At 66.5% G+C, this 16,906-nt stretch carries 16 protein-coding genes and 1 tRNA gene; 10 read left to right on the forward strand and 7 right to left on the reverse strand.

Features of this window, described 5'->3' with window-relative positions; genetic code table 11:
- Window positions 1-13: 13 nt before the first annotated feature.
- Genes A7A09_RS18360 through lptF form a run of 3 tightly spaced genes read right to left on the reverse strand, consistent with a single transcriptional unit; the run spans window position 14 to window position 4,640 of the window.
- On the reverse strand, window positions 14-2,401 hold the full coding sequence (locus A7A09_RS18360; protein ID WP_245999463.1) for an LPS-assembly protein LptD: 2,388 nt from the start codon (window positions 2,399-2,401) through the stop codon (window positions 14-16).
- Window positions 2,398-3,507 (reverse strand): LPS export ABC transporter permease LptG, encoded by a 1,110-nt coding sequence (gene lptG, locus A7A09_RS18365; RefSeq protein WP_106692788.1) that lies wholly within the window; start codon window positions 3,505-3,507, stop codon window positions 2,398-2,400. Before lptG ends, A7A09_RS18360 begins: the two co-directional genes overlap by 4 nt.
- Window positions 3,504-4,640, reverse strand: coding sequence for an LPS export ABC transporter permease LptF (gene lptF, locus A7A09_RS18370; RefSeq protein WP_106692739.1), 1,137 nt, complete (start codon window positions 4,638-4,640; stop codon window positions 3,504-3,506). Before lptF ends, lptG begins: the two co-directional genes overlap by 4 nt.
- Window positions 4,641-4,756: 116 nt before the next feature.
- On the opposite strand from lptF, the gene A7A09_RS18375 reads away from it, so the two are divergent.
- From A7A09_RS18375 to A7A09_RS18400, 7 genes are all read left to right on the forward strand, one after another.
- Window positions 4,757-6,256, forward strand: coding sequence for a leucyl aminopeptidase (locus A7A09_RS18375; protein ID WP_106692740.1), 1,500 nt, complete (start codon window positions 4,757-4,759; stop codon window positions 6,254-6,256).
- A gap of 7 nt (window positions 6,257-6,263) precedes the next feature.
- Entirely contained in the window at window positions 6,264-6,713 is a 450-nt protein-coding gene (locus A7A09_RS18380; RefSeq protein WP_106692741.1) for a DNA polymerase III subunit chi, read from the forward strand.
- A gap of 353 nt (window positions 6,714-7,066) precedes the next feature.
- Window positions 7,067-7,987: an arginase gene (rocF, locus tag A7A09_RS18385; RefSeq protein WP_106692789.1), complete on the forward strand. Its 921-nt coding sequence runs from the start codon at window positions 7,067-7,069 to the stop codon at window positions 7,985-7,987.
- A gap of 95 nt (window positions 7,988-8,082) precedes the next feature.
- A tRNA-Leu gene (locus A7A09_RS18390) sits at window positions 8,083-8,167 on the forward strand.
- Window positions 8,168-8,365: 198 nt separating this feature from the next.
- A complete protein-coding gene (locus A7A09_RS20885) occupies window positions 8,366-8,539 on the forward strand; it encodes a hypothetical protein (protein ID WP_170167154.1) in 174 nt (57 codons plus the stop codon).
- Between the two features lie 160 nt (window positions 8,540-8,699).
- On the forward strand, window positions 8,700-8,972 hold the full coding sequence (locus A7A09_RS18395) for a hypothetical protein (RefSeq protein WP_170167155.1): 273 nt from the start codon (window positions 8,700-8,702) through the stop codon (window positions 8,970-8,972).
- Between the two features lie 116 nt (window positions 8,973-9,088).
- Complete coding sequence (locus A7A09_RS18400) at window positions 9,089-9,925, forward strand: DUF6635 family protein (protein WP_106692742.1); 837 nt, start codon at window positions 9,089-9,091, stop codon at window positions 9,923-9,925.
- A gap of 132 nt (window positions 9,926-10,057) precedes the next feature.
- Here the strand turns inward: A7A09_RS18400 and queF are convergent, their stop codons facing one another.
- Entirely contained in the window at window positions 10,058-10,519 is a 462-nt protein-coding gene (gene queF, locus A7A09_RS18405; RefSeq protein ID WP_106692791.1) for a preQ(1) synthase, read from the reverse strand.
- Between the two features lie 118 nt (window positions 10,520-10,637).
- Here queF and A7A09_RS18410 point away from each other — a divergent pair, with 118 nt between their 5' ends.
- Window positions 10,638-11,861, forward strand: coding sequence for an FAD-dependent oxidoreductase (locus tag A7A09_RS18410; protein WP_106692743.1), 1,224 nt, complete (start codon window positions 10,638-10,640; stop codon window positions 11,859-11,861).
- Window positions 11,858-12,259: a group III truncated hemoglobin gene (locus A7A09_RS18415; RefSeq protein WP_106692744.1), complete on the forward strand. Its 402-nt coding sequence runs from the start codon at window positions 11,858-11,860 to the stop codon at window positions 12,257-12,259. The genes A7A09_RS18410 and A7A09_RS18415 overlap by 4 nt, the downstream gene beginning before the upstream one ends.
- Before the next feature lie 197 nt (window positions 12,260-12,456).
- Here A7A09_RS18415 and metG read toward each other — a convergent pair whose 3' ends face one another.
- From metG to A7A09_RS18430, 3 genes are all read right to left on the reverse strand, one after another.
- Window positions 12,457-14,175, reverse strand: coding sequence for a methionine--tRNA ligase (gene metG / locus A7A09_RS18420; RefSeq protein WP_106692745.1), 1,719 nt, complete (start codon window positions 14,173-14,175; stop codon window positions 12,457-12,459).
- 412 nt (window positions 14,176-14,587) lie between these two features.
- On the reverse strand, window positions 14,588-15,586 hold the full coding sequence (locus A7A09_RS18425) for a Fe(3+) ABC transporter substrate-binding protein (RefSeq protein ID WP_106692746.1): 999 nt from the start codon (window positions 15,584-15,586) through the stop codon (window positions 14,588-14,590).
- A gap of 161 nt (window positions 15,587-15,747) precedes the next feature.
- Entirely contained in the window at window positions 15,748-16,617 is an 870-nt protein-coding gene (locus A7A09_RS18430) for a LysR family transcriptional regulator (RefSeq protein ID WP_106692747.1), read from the reverse strand.
- A gap of 89 nt (window positions 16,618-16,706) precedes the next feature.
- Here A7A09_RS18430 and A7A09_RS18435 point away from each other — a divergent pair, with 89 nt between their 5' ends.
- The gene (locus A7A09_RS18435) at window positions 16,707-16,901 is read left to right on the forward strand and encodes a hypothetical protein (protein WP_106692748.1); all 195 of its coding nucleotides are present in this window, start codon (window positions 16,707-16,709) and stop codon (window positions 16,899-16,901) included.
- Window positions 16,902-16,906 lie beyond the last annotated feature (5 nt).

Consider the following 16,906-nt stretch of genomic DNA (forward strand, 5'->3'; position numbering starts at 1 on the left):
CGTTGGCACGAGACTAGCGCATGCAGTTGCGCCGCGCCACCGTGCCCAATCCGTCTTTTTGCCGACCGAAGCCGCCGAGGCGGACCGAGAGGTCGAAACTGGTCTCGGGCCGCAGGTTATCCGAATCGGTGAAGCGGCGCGACAGGCCCATTTCGACGCTCACGCATTCGTTCCGGTAGGTGACGTCCAGCGACGCCATCTGCGCCTGCTCGGCGGTGAAATTGTACCGCGTTTCTGCATTGCCCCACCAGCCCGGAGCGATCTGCCAGCCGATATTGGCGGTCAGTTCGTTGGTGTCGCTGGTCCGGCCCTCGTCGCGGTCGCTGTCGATCCACAGATGCCCGGCCGAGATCTGCAGATCCGGGCGCAGCCAGCCAAGGCGCAGCTCGTTGCGGGAGAAATCGAAGGAATCGTCGAACAGCGCCCGGTTGGAGATGGCCAGCCCCCTGCCGCTGTCGTAATGCGCCGCCAGCAGCCAGTCCGAGCGGCGCCCGCCAAGCGGAGAGCCCGAATCGAACTGGTCGTCGTCATGCGCCCGGAACACCCGCCCCCCGGTCAGGCCGATCGACCAGCCCGCAGGATCGATGCGGGTCCAGCTGACGCCGAGATTCGCGCGCAGCCCGGTCTCGCGGGCATCCCAACCCGGGAAACGGTTGGCGGAAAAGAGGTTGCCTTCGTCGAACTCGATCAGCCGGCTGTCCTCGTTCGGGATGTCGTCGTCGTCGCCGCGGGGCGACCAGAGGATCTGGGCCACCGGCTCGACCAGATGGGTGGCGCCGGCGGAATGGCCGAGCAGGGGCCAGCGCAGCTCGACCCCGCCGATCGGGACGGCGCGGGCGACGATATCGTCGAAATCGCTGTCCTGGGCGATTCGATAGAGATCCGCATCCAGCCCCAGGATGGCCGCGCCCATGACGCCGCCGGGCAGCACCTGGTTGCGGCGCCAGTCCAGCCCGAAAGAGGCCCTTGCCACGTCGCGGCCCTCTATGTCCTTGTCCGAGGGGCGGCGATGGGCATGAAGCGACCATTCCATCAGCGCCTCGCCGCCGATCGTGCCGGGGGTGAACCGGCGCTGCCAGATCGCGTCGGCGACCTGAGCGGGCGAGGTGTCGTTGGGTTCGTCCTCGCGCAGCGAGTGGTAATTGCCGATCCGCGCGAAGACCAGCTTGTCGCGCTTGACCCGTTCCAGCGTCACCCCGCTCCACAGCCGGTCGGCATCGGTCACGTCGTAATCCAGCAGGTAGCTGCGGTCCGAGGCGACCTGCAGCTGCACCCCCAGATTGTAGCCGCGAGGCAGTGCGAACCTGGCGGCGCCGAACAGGTAGCCGCGCGTTTCGCCGGGATCGATGTCGTCGCGGGTGATCGCGCCATTCCATTCCATCGCGCCGCTTCGATAGGCTTGGCGATAGCGCAATTCCAGCGTGCGGGTGCGGCTGACCGAGAGATAGGGGGTGATCGTCAGGTCGGCGTGATCGCCGAGCGTCAGGAAATACGGTGTCTTGATCCCGAATCCGAGGCGCGAGGTGGTGCGGATCTCGGGTCTCAGGAATCCCGATTGCCGCTCGACCGTGGGGTCGGGGGCGGTCACCTCGAACGGCAGGGAAGCCAGCGGAACGCCGAAGGCACGGAATTGCGGATAGTCGAAATGGATCAGCCGGGTTTCCGCGTCATGGGTGATCTCGCGGGCGCGGATTTCCCATAGCGGAACCGGATTGCCCGCGCAGACCTGGCAGGCGGAGGTCGCGACATTGTCGAGCCGGGTGATGCGGCCGCCATCGCTTCGGGTGGCCTGCCGGGCGGCGAGCTGCAATTTGCGCGCGATGACCAGCCTGGCGCCGCGGATGATGCCGTCCTGGAGCTCGCGGTCGAGCTGCGCGGAATCGGCGATCAGGATCGCCTCGGCCTCGGGATCGGCCGCCCCGGGGCGTGACAGGTGGATCGGCCCCTCGATGGTCAGGTCGCCGCTGTCGCCATCCACGATCAGCCGCGAGGCGACGAGCCGGGCGCCCTGATACCAGACGACCACGCCGCCCGCCGCGATCAGGCTGCGATCCTCTTGCAGGACGAGGCTGTCGGCCAGCACCGTCGCCGCGTCCTCGGGGCTGCCCGCCTCGACCGCCGTGCCGGGCAGGGTGATGTCGCTGTCGGGTTCGACCGTTTCGGGCAGCGGGCTGGTGGGGGTCCGGTCGGCCACCGGCCGGTTGCCGAGCGGCGTGGCCTGGGGCGCGAGCGCGGCACCTCCGGCCCAGTCATCCACCATCGGCGAAGCCGCCACGGTTCCGCCCTCGGGGATCGCGCCGACCTCGGAACCGGCCTGTCCGGCGGCCATTCCCGGCAGCAATGCCGCCAGCCCGGCAAGCCCTGCCGCATATGTCAGCCCGATGCGCGTCCCTGCCTTCATCCGTCCTCCCGTTGCAGGATCAGCCCCAATGCCAGCAAGACGCCGACCAGCGGCGGCGCCCATGCAGCCATGACCGCGGGAACCTGCCCGTTATCTCCGAGTATCTGCGCCATGTTGCGCAGGAAGAACAGCCCGATCCCGGCGGCGAAGGCCAGAAGAACCGCGATCCCGGTATTTCGGCCACGCATATGCTGCATGGTGAAGGCGGCGGCGATCATCACCATGGCGGCCATCACGAAGGGGCGCGCCAGCTCCATCTGGAACCAGACGCGGTGCCGGGCGGCGGAAAAACCCGCGCGTTCGAGCCCGGCGATGAAGCCCGGCAATTGCCAGACCGGGATCGCCTCGGGCCTGCCGAAGCCGTCGCGGATGCGTTGGGCGGTCAGGTCGGATGCCAGCGACAGGGTCTCGCCATCGGTGGCGGTGGCCTCGGGATTTTGCTGGTCCAGCGCGTAATCCTTGACGTCGCTCAGCCGCCATTCGCCGGGCGCCAGCCGTGCCTCGCGCGCCTCGATGCGGCGGACCGGACCGCTTTCCTGGCCGAAGATCATGAAGCTGGCATCGTAAAGCGTGGTGGCGTCGGGGCTGGCGCGGCGGGCGCGGATGACGATCTGCCCGGCCTCCTCGCCATCCTCCATCAGCGATTGCCGCAGCCAGACCGCCTGGTCCCCGACCGAGACGGTCTGCCGCCCGTCGCGCTCGATCACCGCCACGGCATTGTCGAACAGCTTGCCGGTCACCGCGACCAGCGGGTTGAACAGGCCGACGGTCAGGATGCCGATCAGCGCCGCCGTGACGGCGGGGGCGGTGACGACCTTTATCCCCGAGCGTCCCGAGGCACGGATCGCCACCATCTCGGAGCTGCGGGCGAGGCCGAGGAACATGGCGATCCCGCCCAGCACCGTGATCAGCGGAAGGATGGAATAGAAGCTGCCCGCGATATTGAGCGCCGCAAGCCGCGCCGCGCCGGCCAGCCCAAGATCGCGATCGGCAAAGCGGCGGATGATCTCGATCATGTCGATGAGCAGCAGGATCAGCAGGAATACGCCCGCGACCAGCAGGAAGCTGCGCAGGAAGCGCCGGGCGACATAGCAGGCCAGGATCATGCCGGTTTCTCCCTGCGCCATCTTCGGCGCAATGGCCGGGGGCGCGCCGCGAGCCAGAGCAGCACGAGGCAGATCATCGCCCCGATCGCCGCGGGCACATAGAGCAGCGGCCACATGCCCGGATCGCGCCCGACCTGATCGGCGGCGGCGTTGGTGAGGAACTGGACGAGGATCAGCAGCAGGATCGCCCAGATCACCTGCCGCCAGACGCCAAAGCGCGAAAAGCCGCCGATCAGCAGGACCGCGAAGCCGATCATCGCCGCGATCGGCGACAGCAGGGGCTGGGCGATCCGCTCATGCGCCTCGCGCCGCGCCTCGCCCGCCGTGCCCCCCGTCGCGTTCAGCAATTCCTGATCGGGATCCAGCAGCCGCCAGGTCGAATATTCACGCAAGTCGCGCCCGCGCCTGTCGCGCGCCGCGAACATCGCGCCGATATCATAGCTGAACTCGGAAAACCGGGTGACCGACAGCCGCCTCTGCCCATGCTGCCATTGCAGGTTCTGCGACATGCCGCGCAGCAGGACCAGGACCGGACCGGTCTCGGTCCGCACCACCAGCGCCTCTTCCGAGGTGTAGACGGTCTGGTCGTCGGGATTGCGGGCATCCTCGATGAACAGGTCAAGAAGCCGCCCATCGCTGGCCGTTTCGCGGATGAACAGAGTGACGCCCTCGGCCGGATACTGGAACTCGCCGGGGCGCAGGAATTGCGCGGTGACATTCTCGGCGATCTCGGTCTGGCGCTCGGCCAGCCTTGTCCGCGCCATCGGCACGAGGCCGTGGACCAGCACCGCGACCAGCATCCCGACGAAGACGCCGAAGACCAGCACCGGGCGGGCCAGCCGCCATGGCGAGAGCCCGGCGGCCTGCATCGCCACCAGCTCGGATTCGCCGGTCAGCCGGTTGGTGCCATAGGCCGAGGCGGTGAAGGCGGCCACCGGCAGCACCACCGAGATCACGATCGGCAGGGTCAGCGCCGTGAATTCCAGCACGACCAGCGCCGTCTGCCCGTCGCTCAGCAGGTCGTCGAACAGGCTGACGGCGCGGTTGATCCAGTAGACCGAGACCAGCACCAGCGCGAAGAAGCCGAACAGGGTCAGCATCTGGCTGAGGATATAGCGGTCGATCCGGGGCATGTCGGGCGGGGCTTTCTGATCCTGACGCGTTCCGTCCTGATTAGCGGCAAGGACGGCTCTGGCCAAGGCCCAGTTACGGGTCTAGGTTCGCGACCGACAGATCCTCAGGAGGGCAAATGACTCACCCCGTCGAAATCACTTTCACCGAAATCGCCTCGGGCGAGCTTGCCGGGCACGAGGGCAGGGTTGCCGTGATCGTCTCGCCGGGCGGGCGCTTGCCGGCCGGTCTGCCGCGTGCCGCACGCGCCGCGGCACGGCGTGCATTGGATTCCAGGGCCGGGCAGGCGCTGAAACCCGGTGCCTCGCTGGAGCTGGCCTATCCCGCCGGCATGTCCGCCGACGCGTTGCAGCTTGTGATGCTGCCCCCGCGTGCATCGGTGGCGGAAGCGCGCAAGGCCGGTGCCGGGATCGGCGCGAAGCTGGACAAATCGCATGTTCTGGTCCTGGCCGGTGCGCATAAGCGAGCGAATGATATCGCCCTGGGGATCGCGCTGCGCGGTTATGACTTTTCCGTGTATCGCACCGATTCCGGCAAGGAGGACGACAGCGGCGAGGCGGATGACGCGGCCGAATCCGGCAAGCCGCGCGTGACCTTCATGGCCAACGATCCCGAGGCGCTGGCCAAATCCGCCAGGGATGCCGCAGCCGTGGCCGAGGGGGTTTTCTTCACCCGCGACCTGGTGAACGAGCCGGCAAACGTGCTGACCACCAGTGATTTCGCCGATCGGCTCAAGGCGATGGAGGAGATCGGCCTGAGCGTCGAGGTGCTGGAAGAGGACGAACTCGCCAGGCTGGGAATGCGTGCATTGCTGGCCGTCGGACGGGGCAGCGAGGCCCCTTCCAAGGTGGTCGTCATGCGCTGGAACGGCGGCGGGGACGAGGCACCGCTGGCACTGGTCGGCAAGGGTGTCGTGTTCGATAGCGGCGGGATCTCGATCAAGCCTGCCGCGGGCATGGAAGAGATGACCATGGATATGGGCGGCGCGGGCGTTGTCGCGGGCGTCATGCGGACGCTGGCACTGCGCCAGGCCAAGGCGAATGTCGTGGGGCTGGTCGGGCTGGTCGAGAACATGCCCGATGGCCGCGCTCAGCGCCCCGGCGATATCGTCCGCTCGATGAAGGGCGACACGATCGAGGTCGTCAACACCGATGCCGAGGGGCGGCTGGTCCTGGCCGATGTGCTCTGGTATGCGCAGACCCGGTTCGAGCCGAAGGCGGTCATCGACCTGGCGACCCTGACCGGCGCGGTCATCGTGGCCCTGGGCCATGACAATGCCGGGGTGCTGTCGAATGATGACCGGCTGGCCAATGACATCCTTGCATCGGCGAAGGCCGAGGGCGAGGGGGCGTGGCGGCTGCCGCTCGGACCGAGCTATGACAAGCTGATCAAGTCGCGGCTGGCCGATATGAAGAATTCCGGCGGGCGCGCGGCGGGCACGATCACCGCGGCACAATTCCTGCAACGCTTCATCCGCGAGGACCAGCCCTGGGCGCATATCGATATCGCGGGCGTGACCTTGCCCGCATCGGCGCCCGGGATGGCGCCCAAGGGGGCGAGCGGTTGGGGCGTGATGACGCTGGACCGGCTGGTGCGCGACAAGTTCGAGGCCAAGTGACCGCCTGATGGGCAATGCGCTGTTCTACCACCTGACCCGCTCGCCTGCCGAAAGCCTCTTGCCGGTGCTGATCGGCAAGTCGCTGGCGGCGGGCTGGCAGGTGGAGTTGCGCGGAACCGATCCGGACCGGATGGATTGGCTGGATCGTCAGCTATGGCTGGGCGAGGGCTTCCTGCCGCATGGGCTGGCGGGCGGTCCGCATGACTCGCGCCAGCCGGTGCTTCTGACCGTGCCGGGGCAGGCGGCGGCGAATGATCCGGCCTGCCTGATGGCCCTGGACGGGGCCGAGATCTCGGGCGGGGAATGCGCCGGGCTGGAGCGCGCCTGCGTGATCTTCGACGGCGGCGATGGCAACGCGGTCGCCCGCGCGCGGGACCAGTGGAAGGCCCTGACCGGCGCGGGCGTGACCGCCGAATACTGGTCCGAGGAATCGGGACGGTGGGAGCGGAAACGCTAGGCCGGGACCCGGTGTTTCGGGGCGGCGGTTCGTTGCGTCCCGCGATGGGCGGGGGCTGCCTGCCCCGTCGCCGGAGCGTGTCTCGAAGCAGTGGCGCTCCCGTCGGTGTCTTCCAAAGGTATTTGGACAAAGAAGAATCAGGCCGGAACGAATGAAGCCTGCTGCCATCCCCGGATGCCGGGCATGAGCGGGGCGGGTGGGCCGTGTCTCTTCGGCCCATGCGTCATGCGGCGCTGGACCCGGCATTTTCTGACCGGTTCCTGTCCGGCCTTGCGCCTTGCCACAAACGCAACGCGCGGTGGCGCTGCCTTCCCGATCATGCTTATCATGAGCCGACAGGAAAGGAGATCCAGATGACCCATTGCATCCTTCTCGGCGCCCCGGTGGACGAGGGCCAGCGCCGCCCCGGCTGCCTGATGGGTCCCGCCGCCTATCGCGTGGCGGGTATCGCGGACACGCTTGCCGCGCTTGGCCATGGCGTCGAGGATCGCGGCGATGTCGTCCCGGCCGCCCCGGGCCAGGAGAGCTGCGACAATCCCGCGGTGCATCACCTGCCGGAGATCATCAGCTGGACCAATGCCCTGCGCGAAGCGACCAGCGCCGCCCTGACGGATGGCATGCCGATCATCATGGGCGGGGATCATTCCCTTGCACTTGGAAGCGTCGCCGGGGTCGCCGCCCATGCCGCCAGCATCAGCCGCCCGCAATTCGTGATCTGGCTGGATGCGCATAGCGATTTTCACAGCATCCGGACCACCACATCCGGAAATCTGCACGGAACCCCGATGGCCTATGCCAATGGCCGGCCCGGTTTCGCGCCCCTGCCGCCCTTTCCCAACCCGATCCCCGGCGGCAATATCTGCATGTTCGGCATCCGCAGCGTCGATCCGGCCGAACATGGCGCCATGCAGGAAACCGACATCATGGTGAACGACATGCGCGTGCTCGACGAGCGGGGCATCGTCGCGCCATTGAGCGCCTTTCTCGACCGCGTCGCGGCCGCCAACGGGATGCTGCATGTCTCGCTCGACGTGGATTTCCTCGACCCTTCCATCGCGCCCGCGGTCGGCACCACCGTTCCCGGCGGCGCTACCTTCCGCGAGGCCCATCTGGTGATGGAATTGCTGCATGAATCCGGTCTCGTGACCTCGCTGGACCTGGTCGAGCTCAATCCGTTCCTCGACGATCGCGGCCGCACCGCCAAGCTGATGGTGGACCTGGTCGGCTCGCTGATGGGACGCAAGGTCTTCGACCGGCCCACCCGCAGCTATTGAGCGGGTTTCACCGAAGGCGCAGGTTCCGCTTGAATAATCCCGGCTGCTTGGCTAGCCAAGCCGGATCAAGCTGCCGCCTCGTGCGGCAGCTCGTCGCGGGCGTGGTGGAACGGTAGACACAAGCGACTTAAAATCGCTAGGGCCCAGCCCGTGCGGGTTCGACTCCCGCCGCCCGCACCAATTGATCTGCTCAAGCATAATCTTTTCATGATGTTACCTGCAGGTCAGTCGCTTGCCCCCCAAAAGCGGCCTTGCGGATCGCGGTCGAGGCGCGGCGCAACCCACCCCGGGCGGCGGTGGCCATCAACGGCGATATATGCAGTCATTTGCGGGGCATGGATATGCTGCTAAGATCAGGCCGCAGCAACGGAGGCGGGCATGACCAGCGAAGAACTGTTCGTATTCAGCATGGCCGGGGTCATCGCATTCTTCTTCTGGTTGGGGCGGAAGCGGGACAAAAGACGGAAAGCGGAAAGCGGGCATGGTGGAACTGCAGGCGACTTCTCCGGGGGTGACTGCGGGGGAGGAGATGGCGGCGGCGGCTGCGACTGACCGCATGGGCGGGTTTCGCCTCCATCAGTGTTCTGCCGATTCCGATGCCAGCAGCGCCCTGATCCGGCACGGCTCGGTTTCTCGTTAGTTCTGCCAGGCTTTCATGTTACCTTTCAAGGGCGTGGAGATTCGCGCTTTATCAACAGCAGGGACATAATCAATGGATTTCACATCGATCATCGCGCAGCTTGTCGGCGGGGCTGGTGGCGGATTTGCAGGTGGCAAGGCGGTCAAGGATTCCGACCTTGGCCAGACCGGCAACCTGATCGCGGGCGCCATCGGCGGATTGGGTGGCGGCAGCATTCTCGGCTCAATGATTGGCGGTGACGCAGGTGCCGGCGCATTGATTGGCCAGCTTGTCGGCGGCGGTGTCGGAGGCCTGATCCTCCAGGTCGTGGTCGGGCTTATCAAGAACAAGTTCATGGCAAAATGATCATGTAGCCCCCTTTCATGCTGGCCCGATCGGCGCTATGCGGCGGAAAGGGCCAATATCCAGCAGGTCCGCCGCCCGCACCGGGAATGCCGGCCGGGCCAATTTGCGGAAATGTGATGTCCGAAACCGCCCTTGCCGATCCCGAGACCATCGCCGCGCGCCGGGCCGAGGTCACGCGTTTCACTCGCGCCCGATACGGCATCGGCGGCACCCTGAAGCTGCATCGCGCGGCTTTCGGGCTGGATCTGGTGCGGGCACCGCTGAATGTCGCACTGTCGCCGGTCTTCCTGCTGACCCGGCTTCTTGCGATGCTGCTCTCGGCGGTGGGCGCGAAACGCGCGGGGACATGGCTTGCGGGCAGGAACATCTTCCTGAAATCCGACATCGCGCGCCGGATCGAGACCGATCTGTCCGGGTTTCTCGACCATCTCGCCGAACGGGGCATCGGCCCCCGCGCGGATCCCGAAACCATCCGGCAGGAAATCTCCCGCCATACCGAGACCCGCAACGCGGTGGCCGAGATCACCACCTCGATCCTGGTCCTGCTGGCGGGGCTGCTGCTGTTCGACCGGGCAACGCCGGGGATCATCTCGCTGACCGGTCCACTGGCCGAGATGCGCGCCTATTCCACGGCGATCGAGGATTTCACGCTCGGGCGCGGCATGGGCCGGATGTGGTATGCCGTCTTCCCGGTCGAGCTTACCCCCATGCAGATCATCCTGACCGGTGTCATCCTGGCGATGATCGGTTCCATCGTCACCACATTCGCGGGGCTGATCGCCGATCCGCTGCAGGTTCTGACCGGGCGGCATCGCCGCCGCCTGATGCGGCTGCTCGCGCGGCTCGACCGGGCAGAGGCGCCGACTTCAAGTCTCGAAGGCGAGCATCTGCTGGCGCGGCTCGGTGATCTGGGCGACCTGGCGCTCAGCCTCTGGCGAACGCTGCGCAGCTAGAGCGCTTTGCGCTTAATCGAGCCCATCCCGGCCCATTTCTTCTTCATGCAAGTATCCCGGGGGTCCGGGGGCAGCGCCCCCGGCCTTCGCAGGATGCTACTCGCAGCTGAGCCTGATTAACTACAAACTGCCCTAGCCGCGGCCGCGATAGCCCGGCACACCCTGATCGGGCAGCCACAACCCGGCGGGCACCGCCCCCGTCTGCCAGAACACGTCGATCGGCATGCCGCCGCGCGGATACCAGTAGCCGCCGATGCGCAGCCATTGCGGGGCCAGAGTCTCGGCCAGCCGCTTGCCGATGCTCACCGTGCAGTCCTCGTGGAAAGCGCCGTGATTGCGGAAGCTGCCCAGGTAGAGCTTCAGCGATTTCGATTCGACCAGCCAGTCGCCCGGCACGTAATCGATCACCAGATGGGCGAAATCGGGCTGCCCGGTCATCGGGCAGAGGCTGGTGAATTCGGGTTGGGTAAAGCGGACCGCGTAGATCTCGCCGGGTTGCGGGTTCGGCACCCGTTCCAGCACCGCCTCATCGGGGTTTCGCGGCAATTCGGTGCTGGCGCCAAGCTGGGTCAGCGCGTCTGTGTAATGGCTCATCTCGGGCTCCTGTTTTGACCGGGTGGGCTGCGACCGGGAAGGCCCCGATAGCAGCCAAGCGCGATCCGCGTCAATCCGCACCCTTGCGCCCGGCCGCATCGCGGGCCACCAATGCACCATGAGACTGGACATCGCCATCATCGGGGCCGGGATCGGCGGGCTGGCCGCCGCCGCATTGCTGGCCCGCGACGGACATCGCCTGACGCTGTTCGAGCGTTTCGAGGCACCGCGCCCGCTTGGCTCGGGGTTGGTGATCCAGCCGGTCGGGCTGAGCGTGCTGGACGATCTGGGGCTGGGCGAAGAGGCGCGGCGCCTGTCCTCCCCGATCACCCGGATGCTGGGCCATGACGCGCGGGCCGGGCGGCTGGCGCTGGATGTCGCCTACCCGCGGGACGATCCCGGACGCGCGCTTCACCGCGCCAGCCTGTTTCACCTGCTCTGGCAGCTTGCCCGGGATTCCGGCATCGAGCTGATCACCTCGGCAGCCGTGACCGGCGTGCCGCAAGACGGCCTGCGCCGCCGGGTCACACTCCAGGACGGGCGCAGTCTCGGCCCCTTCGACCTGGTCGTGGATGCGGCCGGGGCGGGCTCGGCGATCTCGCCCTTGCGGGCGCGCCCGCTTGGCTATGGCGCGTTATGGACCAGCGTCGCATGGCCCGAGGGCCATGACCTGCCCCGCGATCAGTTGCGCCAGCGTTATCGCGGTGCCCGCCGGATGGCCGGGATCCTGCCGATCGGGCGGATGCCCGGTGATCCGACGCCCATGGCCGCATTCTTCTGGTCGCTGCCGACCGCAGAGATCCCCCGCTGGCGCGAGGAACCGCTGGAGAGGTGGCGCGAGGATGTGCTGGCCCTCTGGCCGGAAATCGAACCTTTCCTGGCCGGCATCACGAGCCACGACCAGATGACCCCGGCCAGCTACAGCCACGGCACGCTGCGGCGGCCCTTTGCCCCGGCATTGGCGCATATCGGCGATGCCGCCCATCGCGCCAGCCCGCAACTGGGGCAGGGGGCGAACATGGCGCTTCTGGATGCGCAGGCCCTGGCCATCGCCCTGCGGTCCCTGCCGGTCGAGGATGCCTTGCCCGCCTATGCGGCCATGCGCCGCTGGCATGTGCGGCTCTACCAGGGGCTGAGCGCGACCGTCACGCCGATGTATCAGTCGCGGCTGGACGGCCTGGCGCTGCTGCGCGACCTCATCCTCGCCCCCGTCTCGCGCCTGCCGGGAATACGGCATGGCCTGACTCGGCTGGTCGCGGGACGGTTGATCCCGCCGCTGGCAGGAGAGGCTCCGCCCCGCTCCTCGCCAACCGTCACCGCGCCGACCGGAGCGGCCCGATGATGCCGCCGCGCTTTGATCTGACCGAGGACCAGATCGACCGGGTCGTCCGGGCATTCTACGCCGCCATCCGTCGCCACGAGATCCTCGGGCCGGTCTTTGCCCGCCACGTGGCCGACTGGCCCGCGCATGAGGCCAGGATTGCGCGTTTCTGGAAAAAGGCGATCCTTTACCAGCCGGGCTATGACGGCAACCCGATGCAGGTGCATATGGCGGCGGGCGATATACGGGCCGGACATTTCCCGCTCTGGCTGGCGCTTTTCGACGAGACGCTCCACCGCGTCCTGCCCCCGGATCCTGCCACGGCCTGGTCGGCATTGGCCCACCGGATCGGGCGCGGATTGCGCATGGGGGTCGAGGACCTGCACGGCAGGACCGACGGACCGCCGGTCCTGCGCTGAGACGGCAGAACCATTCCCGAGACAGGTGAAAGGACCGCGCCCAACGCGCCCCTTCTTCTTCATCCAAATATCCCCGGGGGAGGCACGCGGAACGCGTGGCGGGGGCGGGCAGCCCCCGGCCATGGCGGAACTTCGGCAGCCAGGGTTGCTGCAAGAGGGCAAGGTGAAATGGCGTCCTGCCGCGAATGCGGTGGCGGTTATTCCCGCGCGCCCTTGAAGCGTTCTTCCCATTCCGCGCGCTGCTCGTCGGTGATCTTGGCGAAAAGCACCTCGGGCACGGTGAAGGCAAGGCCCGGCTGCAGGGCGGCCAGCGCCTCCGCGATGTCGCCCGGCCAGTCGTCCCGATCGGTTTGCATCGCCTCCAGCATGGCCTTCGAGGCGAAGGGGATGAAGGGCTCTGAAAGCACGGCGTAAAGCCGGATCAGGTTCAGCCCGAGCCGGACCTGCATCGCCGCCTTTTCCGGATCGGTCTTGAAGCTGGACCACGGGGCCGCGGTTTGCAGATATTCGTTGCCCAGCACCCAGATGGCGCGCAGCTCGGCGGCAGAGCGGCGGATCTCCATCCGGTCCATATGCCCCTCATAGGCGCGGATGCGGGTGGTCAGCGCCTCGATCAATGCGGTCTCGCCTTCGCCATAGCGGCCTCCCTCGGGCACCGCCTCGCCGAATTTCGAGCGGCAGAACTTGGTGATCCGGCTGACGAAATTGCCCAGCACATCGGCCAGGTCCTTGTTCGCCGATTGCTGGAAATTCTCCCATGTGAACTCGCTGTCGCCGGATTCGGGCGCATGGGACAGCAGCCACCAGCGCCAGTAATCGGCGGGCAGGATCTCGAGCGCGTTATCCATGAACACGCCGCGTCCCTGCGAGGTCGAGAACTGCCCGCCGTCATAGGTCAGGTAGTTGAAGGACTTGATGTAATCGACCATCTTCCACGGCTCGCCCGAACCGATCTGGGTGCAGGGAAAGGACAGCGTGTGGAAGGGCACGTTATCCTTGCCCATGAACTGGGTATAGGTGACGTCGCCCGCGCCCTCGTCCGTGCGCCACCAGCGGCGCCAGTCGGCCTCGTCCCGGCCGTTGGCATCGGCCCATTCGGCGGTGGCGCCGATATACTCGATGGGCGCGTCGAACCAGACATAGAAGACCTTGCCTTCCATCCCCGGCCAGTCCTGCTCGCCGCGCTTGACCGGGATGCCCCAGTTCAGGTCGCGGGTGATGCCCCGGTCGCGCAGCCCGTCGCCATCGTTGAGCCATTTCTTCGCGATCGAGGTGGTCAGGATCGGCCAGCCGGTCTTGGAATCGATCCATTCGGCGATCTCGCCCTTGAGCGCCGATTGGCGCAGGTAGAGATGCTTGGTCTCGCGCACTTCCAGGTTGGTGCTGCCGCTGACGGCCGAGCGCGGATTGATCAGGTCGGTCGGATCAAGCTGCTTGGTGCAGTTCTCGCATTGATCGCCGCGCGCGCGCTCATAGCCGCAATTGGGGCAGGTGCCCTCGATATAGCGGTCGGGCAGGAAGCGGCCGTCATCGATGGAATAGACCTGGCGCTCGCTGACCTCGCGGATATAGCCGGCATCGGCCAGCCGTCCGGCGAAATGCTGGGTCAGCACGCGATTGCGGTCGCTGGAGGACCGCCCGTAATGATCGAAGCTGAGGCCGAAACCCCGCGCCAGCGCCGATTGCTCGCCATGCATCCGGGCACAATACTCGGCCACCGGCTCGCCGGTCTTGGCGGCGGCCAGCTCGGCGGGGGTGCCATGCTCGTCGGTGGCGCAGATGAACATCACCTCATGCCCGCGCCCCCGCAGGTAGCGCGCGTAAAGATCGGCGGGAAGCTGGGAGCCGACGAGATTTCCCAGATGCTTGATGCCGTTGATATAGGGCAGGGCAGAGGTGATGAGATGGCGGGCCATGGATGCGTCCTTTTGATCGGCGCTTGTCTATCGGCACCGCGGGGGAATTTCCAGCGGTTACGAAAGGCCAAAGCTCCTTGCCATTCCGCACCCCCTCCCGGCTAGCCTTTGAGGCCGTCCCGCGGGTGGCCGGAAGGGGGGAGTGGGTCGCATGATGCGCAGTATTTTGGCCGCAGCAAGGACCTCTGTGACGGCAAAGAGGGCATTGGGCGAGAGGGGCAAAACCGCATGAAGCGGAATATGCTTTCCCGGGCGGCAATGGCAGGCCGGGGGTCCGGAGCGCATTCGAAATCAAGCGCCGTTTCCACGAATGTTCAAGGGGCAGGCAAAATCGCCCGCCCCTTCTTCTTCATTCCAATATCCCGGGGGAATCCGGCGTCAGCCGGATGGGGGCAGAGCCCCCTCATGCGGATCACCCGTCGAAATTGACGTCCTCGATCAGTGTCAGCGCTTCGGGACGCAGTTTCGAGATCTCGCTCAGGGGCGTGCTGTCGGGGGTGAACTCGCCCCAGCTTTTCACGATTTCCGAGCGCTCGACATGATCCGAGACCGGGAATTCGTAATTCGTCTCGGCATAGATCTTCTGCGCCTCGTCGCTGACCAGGAATTCCATCAGCTTAGCCGCGGCTTCCTTGTTGGGCGAGGACGCGGTCATCGCCACGCCCGACACGTTCACATGCGTGCCGCCATCCTCGAAGACCGGAAAGACGATGCGGACGGATTCGGCCCATTCCTTCTGCTCTTCGTCCTCGAGCATCTTGCCCATGTAATAGGTGTTGCCCAGGCTGATATCGCATTCGCCCGCCCAGATGGACTTGACCTGCGCCCGGTCGCTGCCCTCGGCCGGTTTTGCCAGGTTGGCCTTGACGCCTTCCAGCCATGCCCTGGTTTCCTCGGGCCCGTGATGGGCCAGGTAGGCGGCGGTCAGGGCGACATTGTAGTCATGGGTGAAGGGGCGGGTGCAGATGCGGCCCTTCCATTTAGGATCGGCCAGATCCTCGTAGCTGGTCACCTCGCCATCGGCGACGCGCTCCTTGCTGGCATAGACGATGCGGGCGCGGGTGGTCAGGCCGAACCATTGGTCATCGGCGTCGCGCAGGGTTTCGGGCACCACGTCCAGCGCCTCGTCCTCGACGGGTTGCGTCACGCCGGCATCCTTGACCTCGCCCAAGCGCGCGACATCCACGGTCATGATCAGGTCGGCAGGAGAGCGGTCGCCCTCGGCCTTCAGCCGCTCGACCATGCCTTTCTCGACATAGGCGGTGTTGACGGTGATGCCGGTCGCCTCGGTGAAGGCATCGGTCAGCGGCTTCAGAAGCTCGGGCTGACGGTGGGAATAAACATTCACCTCCTCGGCCAGAGCGGGCAGGGCGGTCGCGCCCATCAGGGAAGCGATAAACAAGGAACGCATCGTTGACTCCTTTAGTCGGGTTTCCCGGTTCTTTTCACATTGTCGCTATCGTTGCGTCAATAGCCGGTGATGATTATGCAGAATGCGCAAAACGCGGGCGGTTCGGGCAGCCGACCCGGGTGCGATCCGGACAAGCCGTGATGTGATCGGCGATGCGCGGGTTACATGCGCATGGGACGCTCACCTTCCAGCAGGTCCGCATTGTCGCGATAAAGCGCCACGAGCCTGCCGATCAGCCGGCGCAGGGGCGGGCGATGGCGGTCGTCGTCATGCATGACGAGGTGCTGATCCTCGGTCAGTTCCTCGATGACCGGCCCGGCCCGCGCAAGCGTCGGATCGCAATCCGCGATCATGCAGGGCATCACGCCGATCCCGACCCCGGCCTTGATCAGTTGATGCACGGTCGAGACCGAATTTGCCAGCGCGCGGATCGGGTGGCCCTGGCGATGCACCCAACGCGCCGCCGGATGCCGGGCATGGACCGGGTCCATCGCCACCCATTCCATCAGTTCCGGCCGCGACACGCTCCAGCTTCGATAAGGGGCGAAGCGCAGCCTGCCCAACCTGCGCGAGGCGAGGTTCCCGGTTTCCGCCGGACGGTTCCGGATGCCCAGGTCGGTTTCGCGATGGGCGATGTCAAGCACCGCCTCGGTGGTGAGGAAATTCACGCGGAAATCGTCTCCGGGCCGGCTGAGCGCCGCGAACCTGTCGGCCAGGAACATCGCGGTCCCGGTCCCGGCGGAAAGGCGGATCAAGGGCGTTTCGGCCTGCGCGGACAGGAATTCCTGCACCGGGATCGTCGCGGCCCGCATGGCGCGGACCCGCTTTGCCAGCGCCTCGCCCGACAGGGTCAGTTCGTAGCCCGTCTGCGACCGCCGGAACAGCGCCTGCCCGGTCTGCTGCTCCAGCGCCAGCATGCGCCGCCCGATCGTCGGGGCGCTGAGGCCCGTGGTCCGAGCGGCTCCGCTGAGCCCTCCGGCTTCGGCGACATGCAGGAATATCTTCAGGTCGTCCCAGCTTATATCTTTCATTTCTGAAAAACCTTTTGCCAAGAAACGGGCGGAAACGCCGCTTTCCAGTCGTTTAATCTAACAAAAACGAAATGATTGGAAGGTGCAACATGCTGCCGATTATCCCGATGAAGACCCGGCGTCCCATGACGGAAGACGAATTCTATGCGCTTGGTTCCGGCGCGCGATACCATCTGATGGCAAAGATGTTGCCGCGTATCATGGCAGGGTTGCGCCTGAAATTCGCGGCCCATAAGGCGGCGTCTCCGCCGTGGCGCATTGACCGCGACCCCGGCCCGCTATAGGGCGC

Origin of the sequence: Paracoccus methylarcula (assembly GCF_003007735.2) — a bacterium.
GTDB classification, from domain to species: Bacteria; Pseudomonadota; Alphaproteobacteria; order Rhodobacterales; family Rhodobacteraceae; genus Paracoccus; species Paracoccus methylarcula.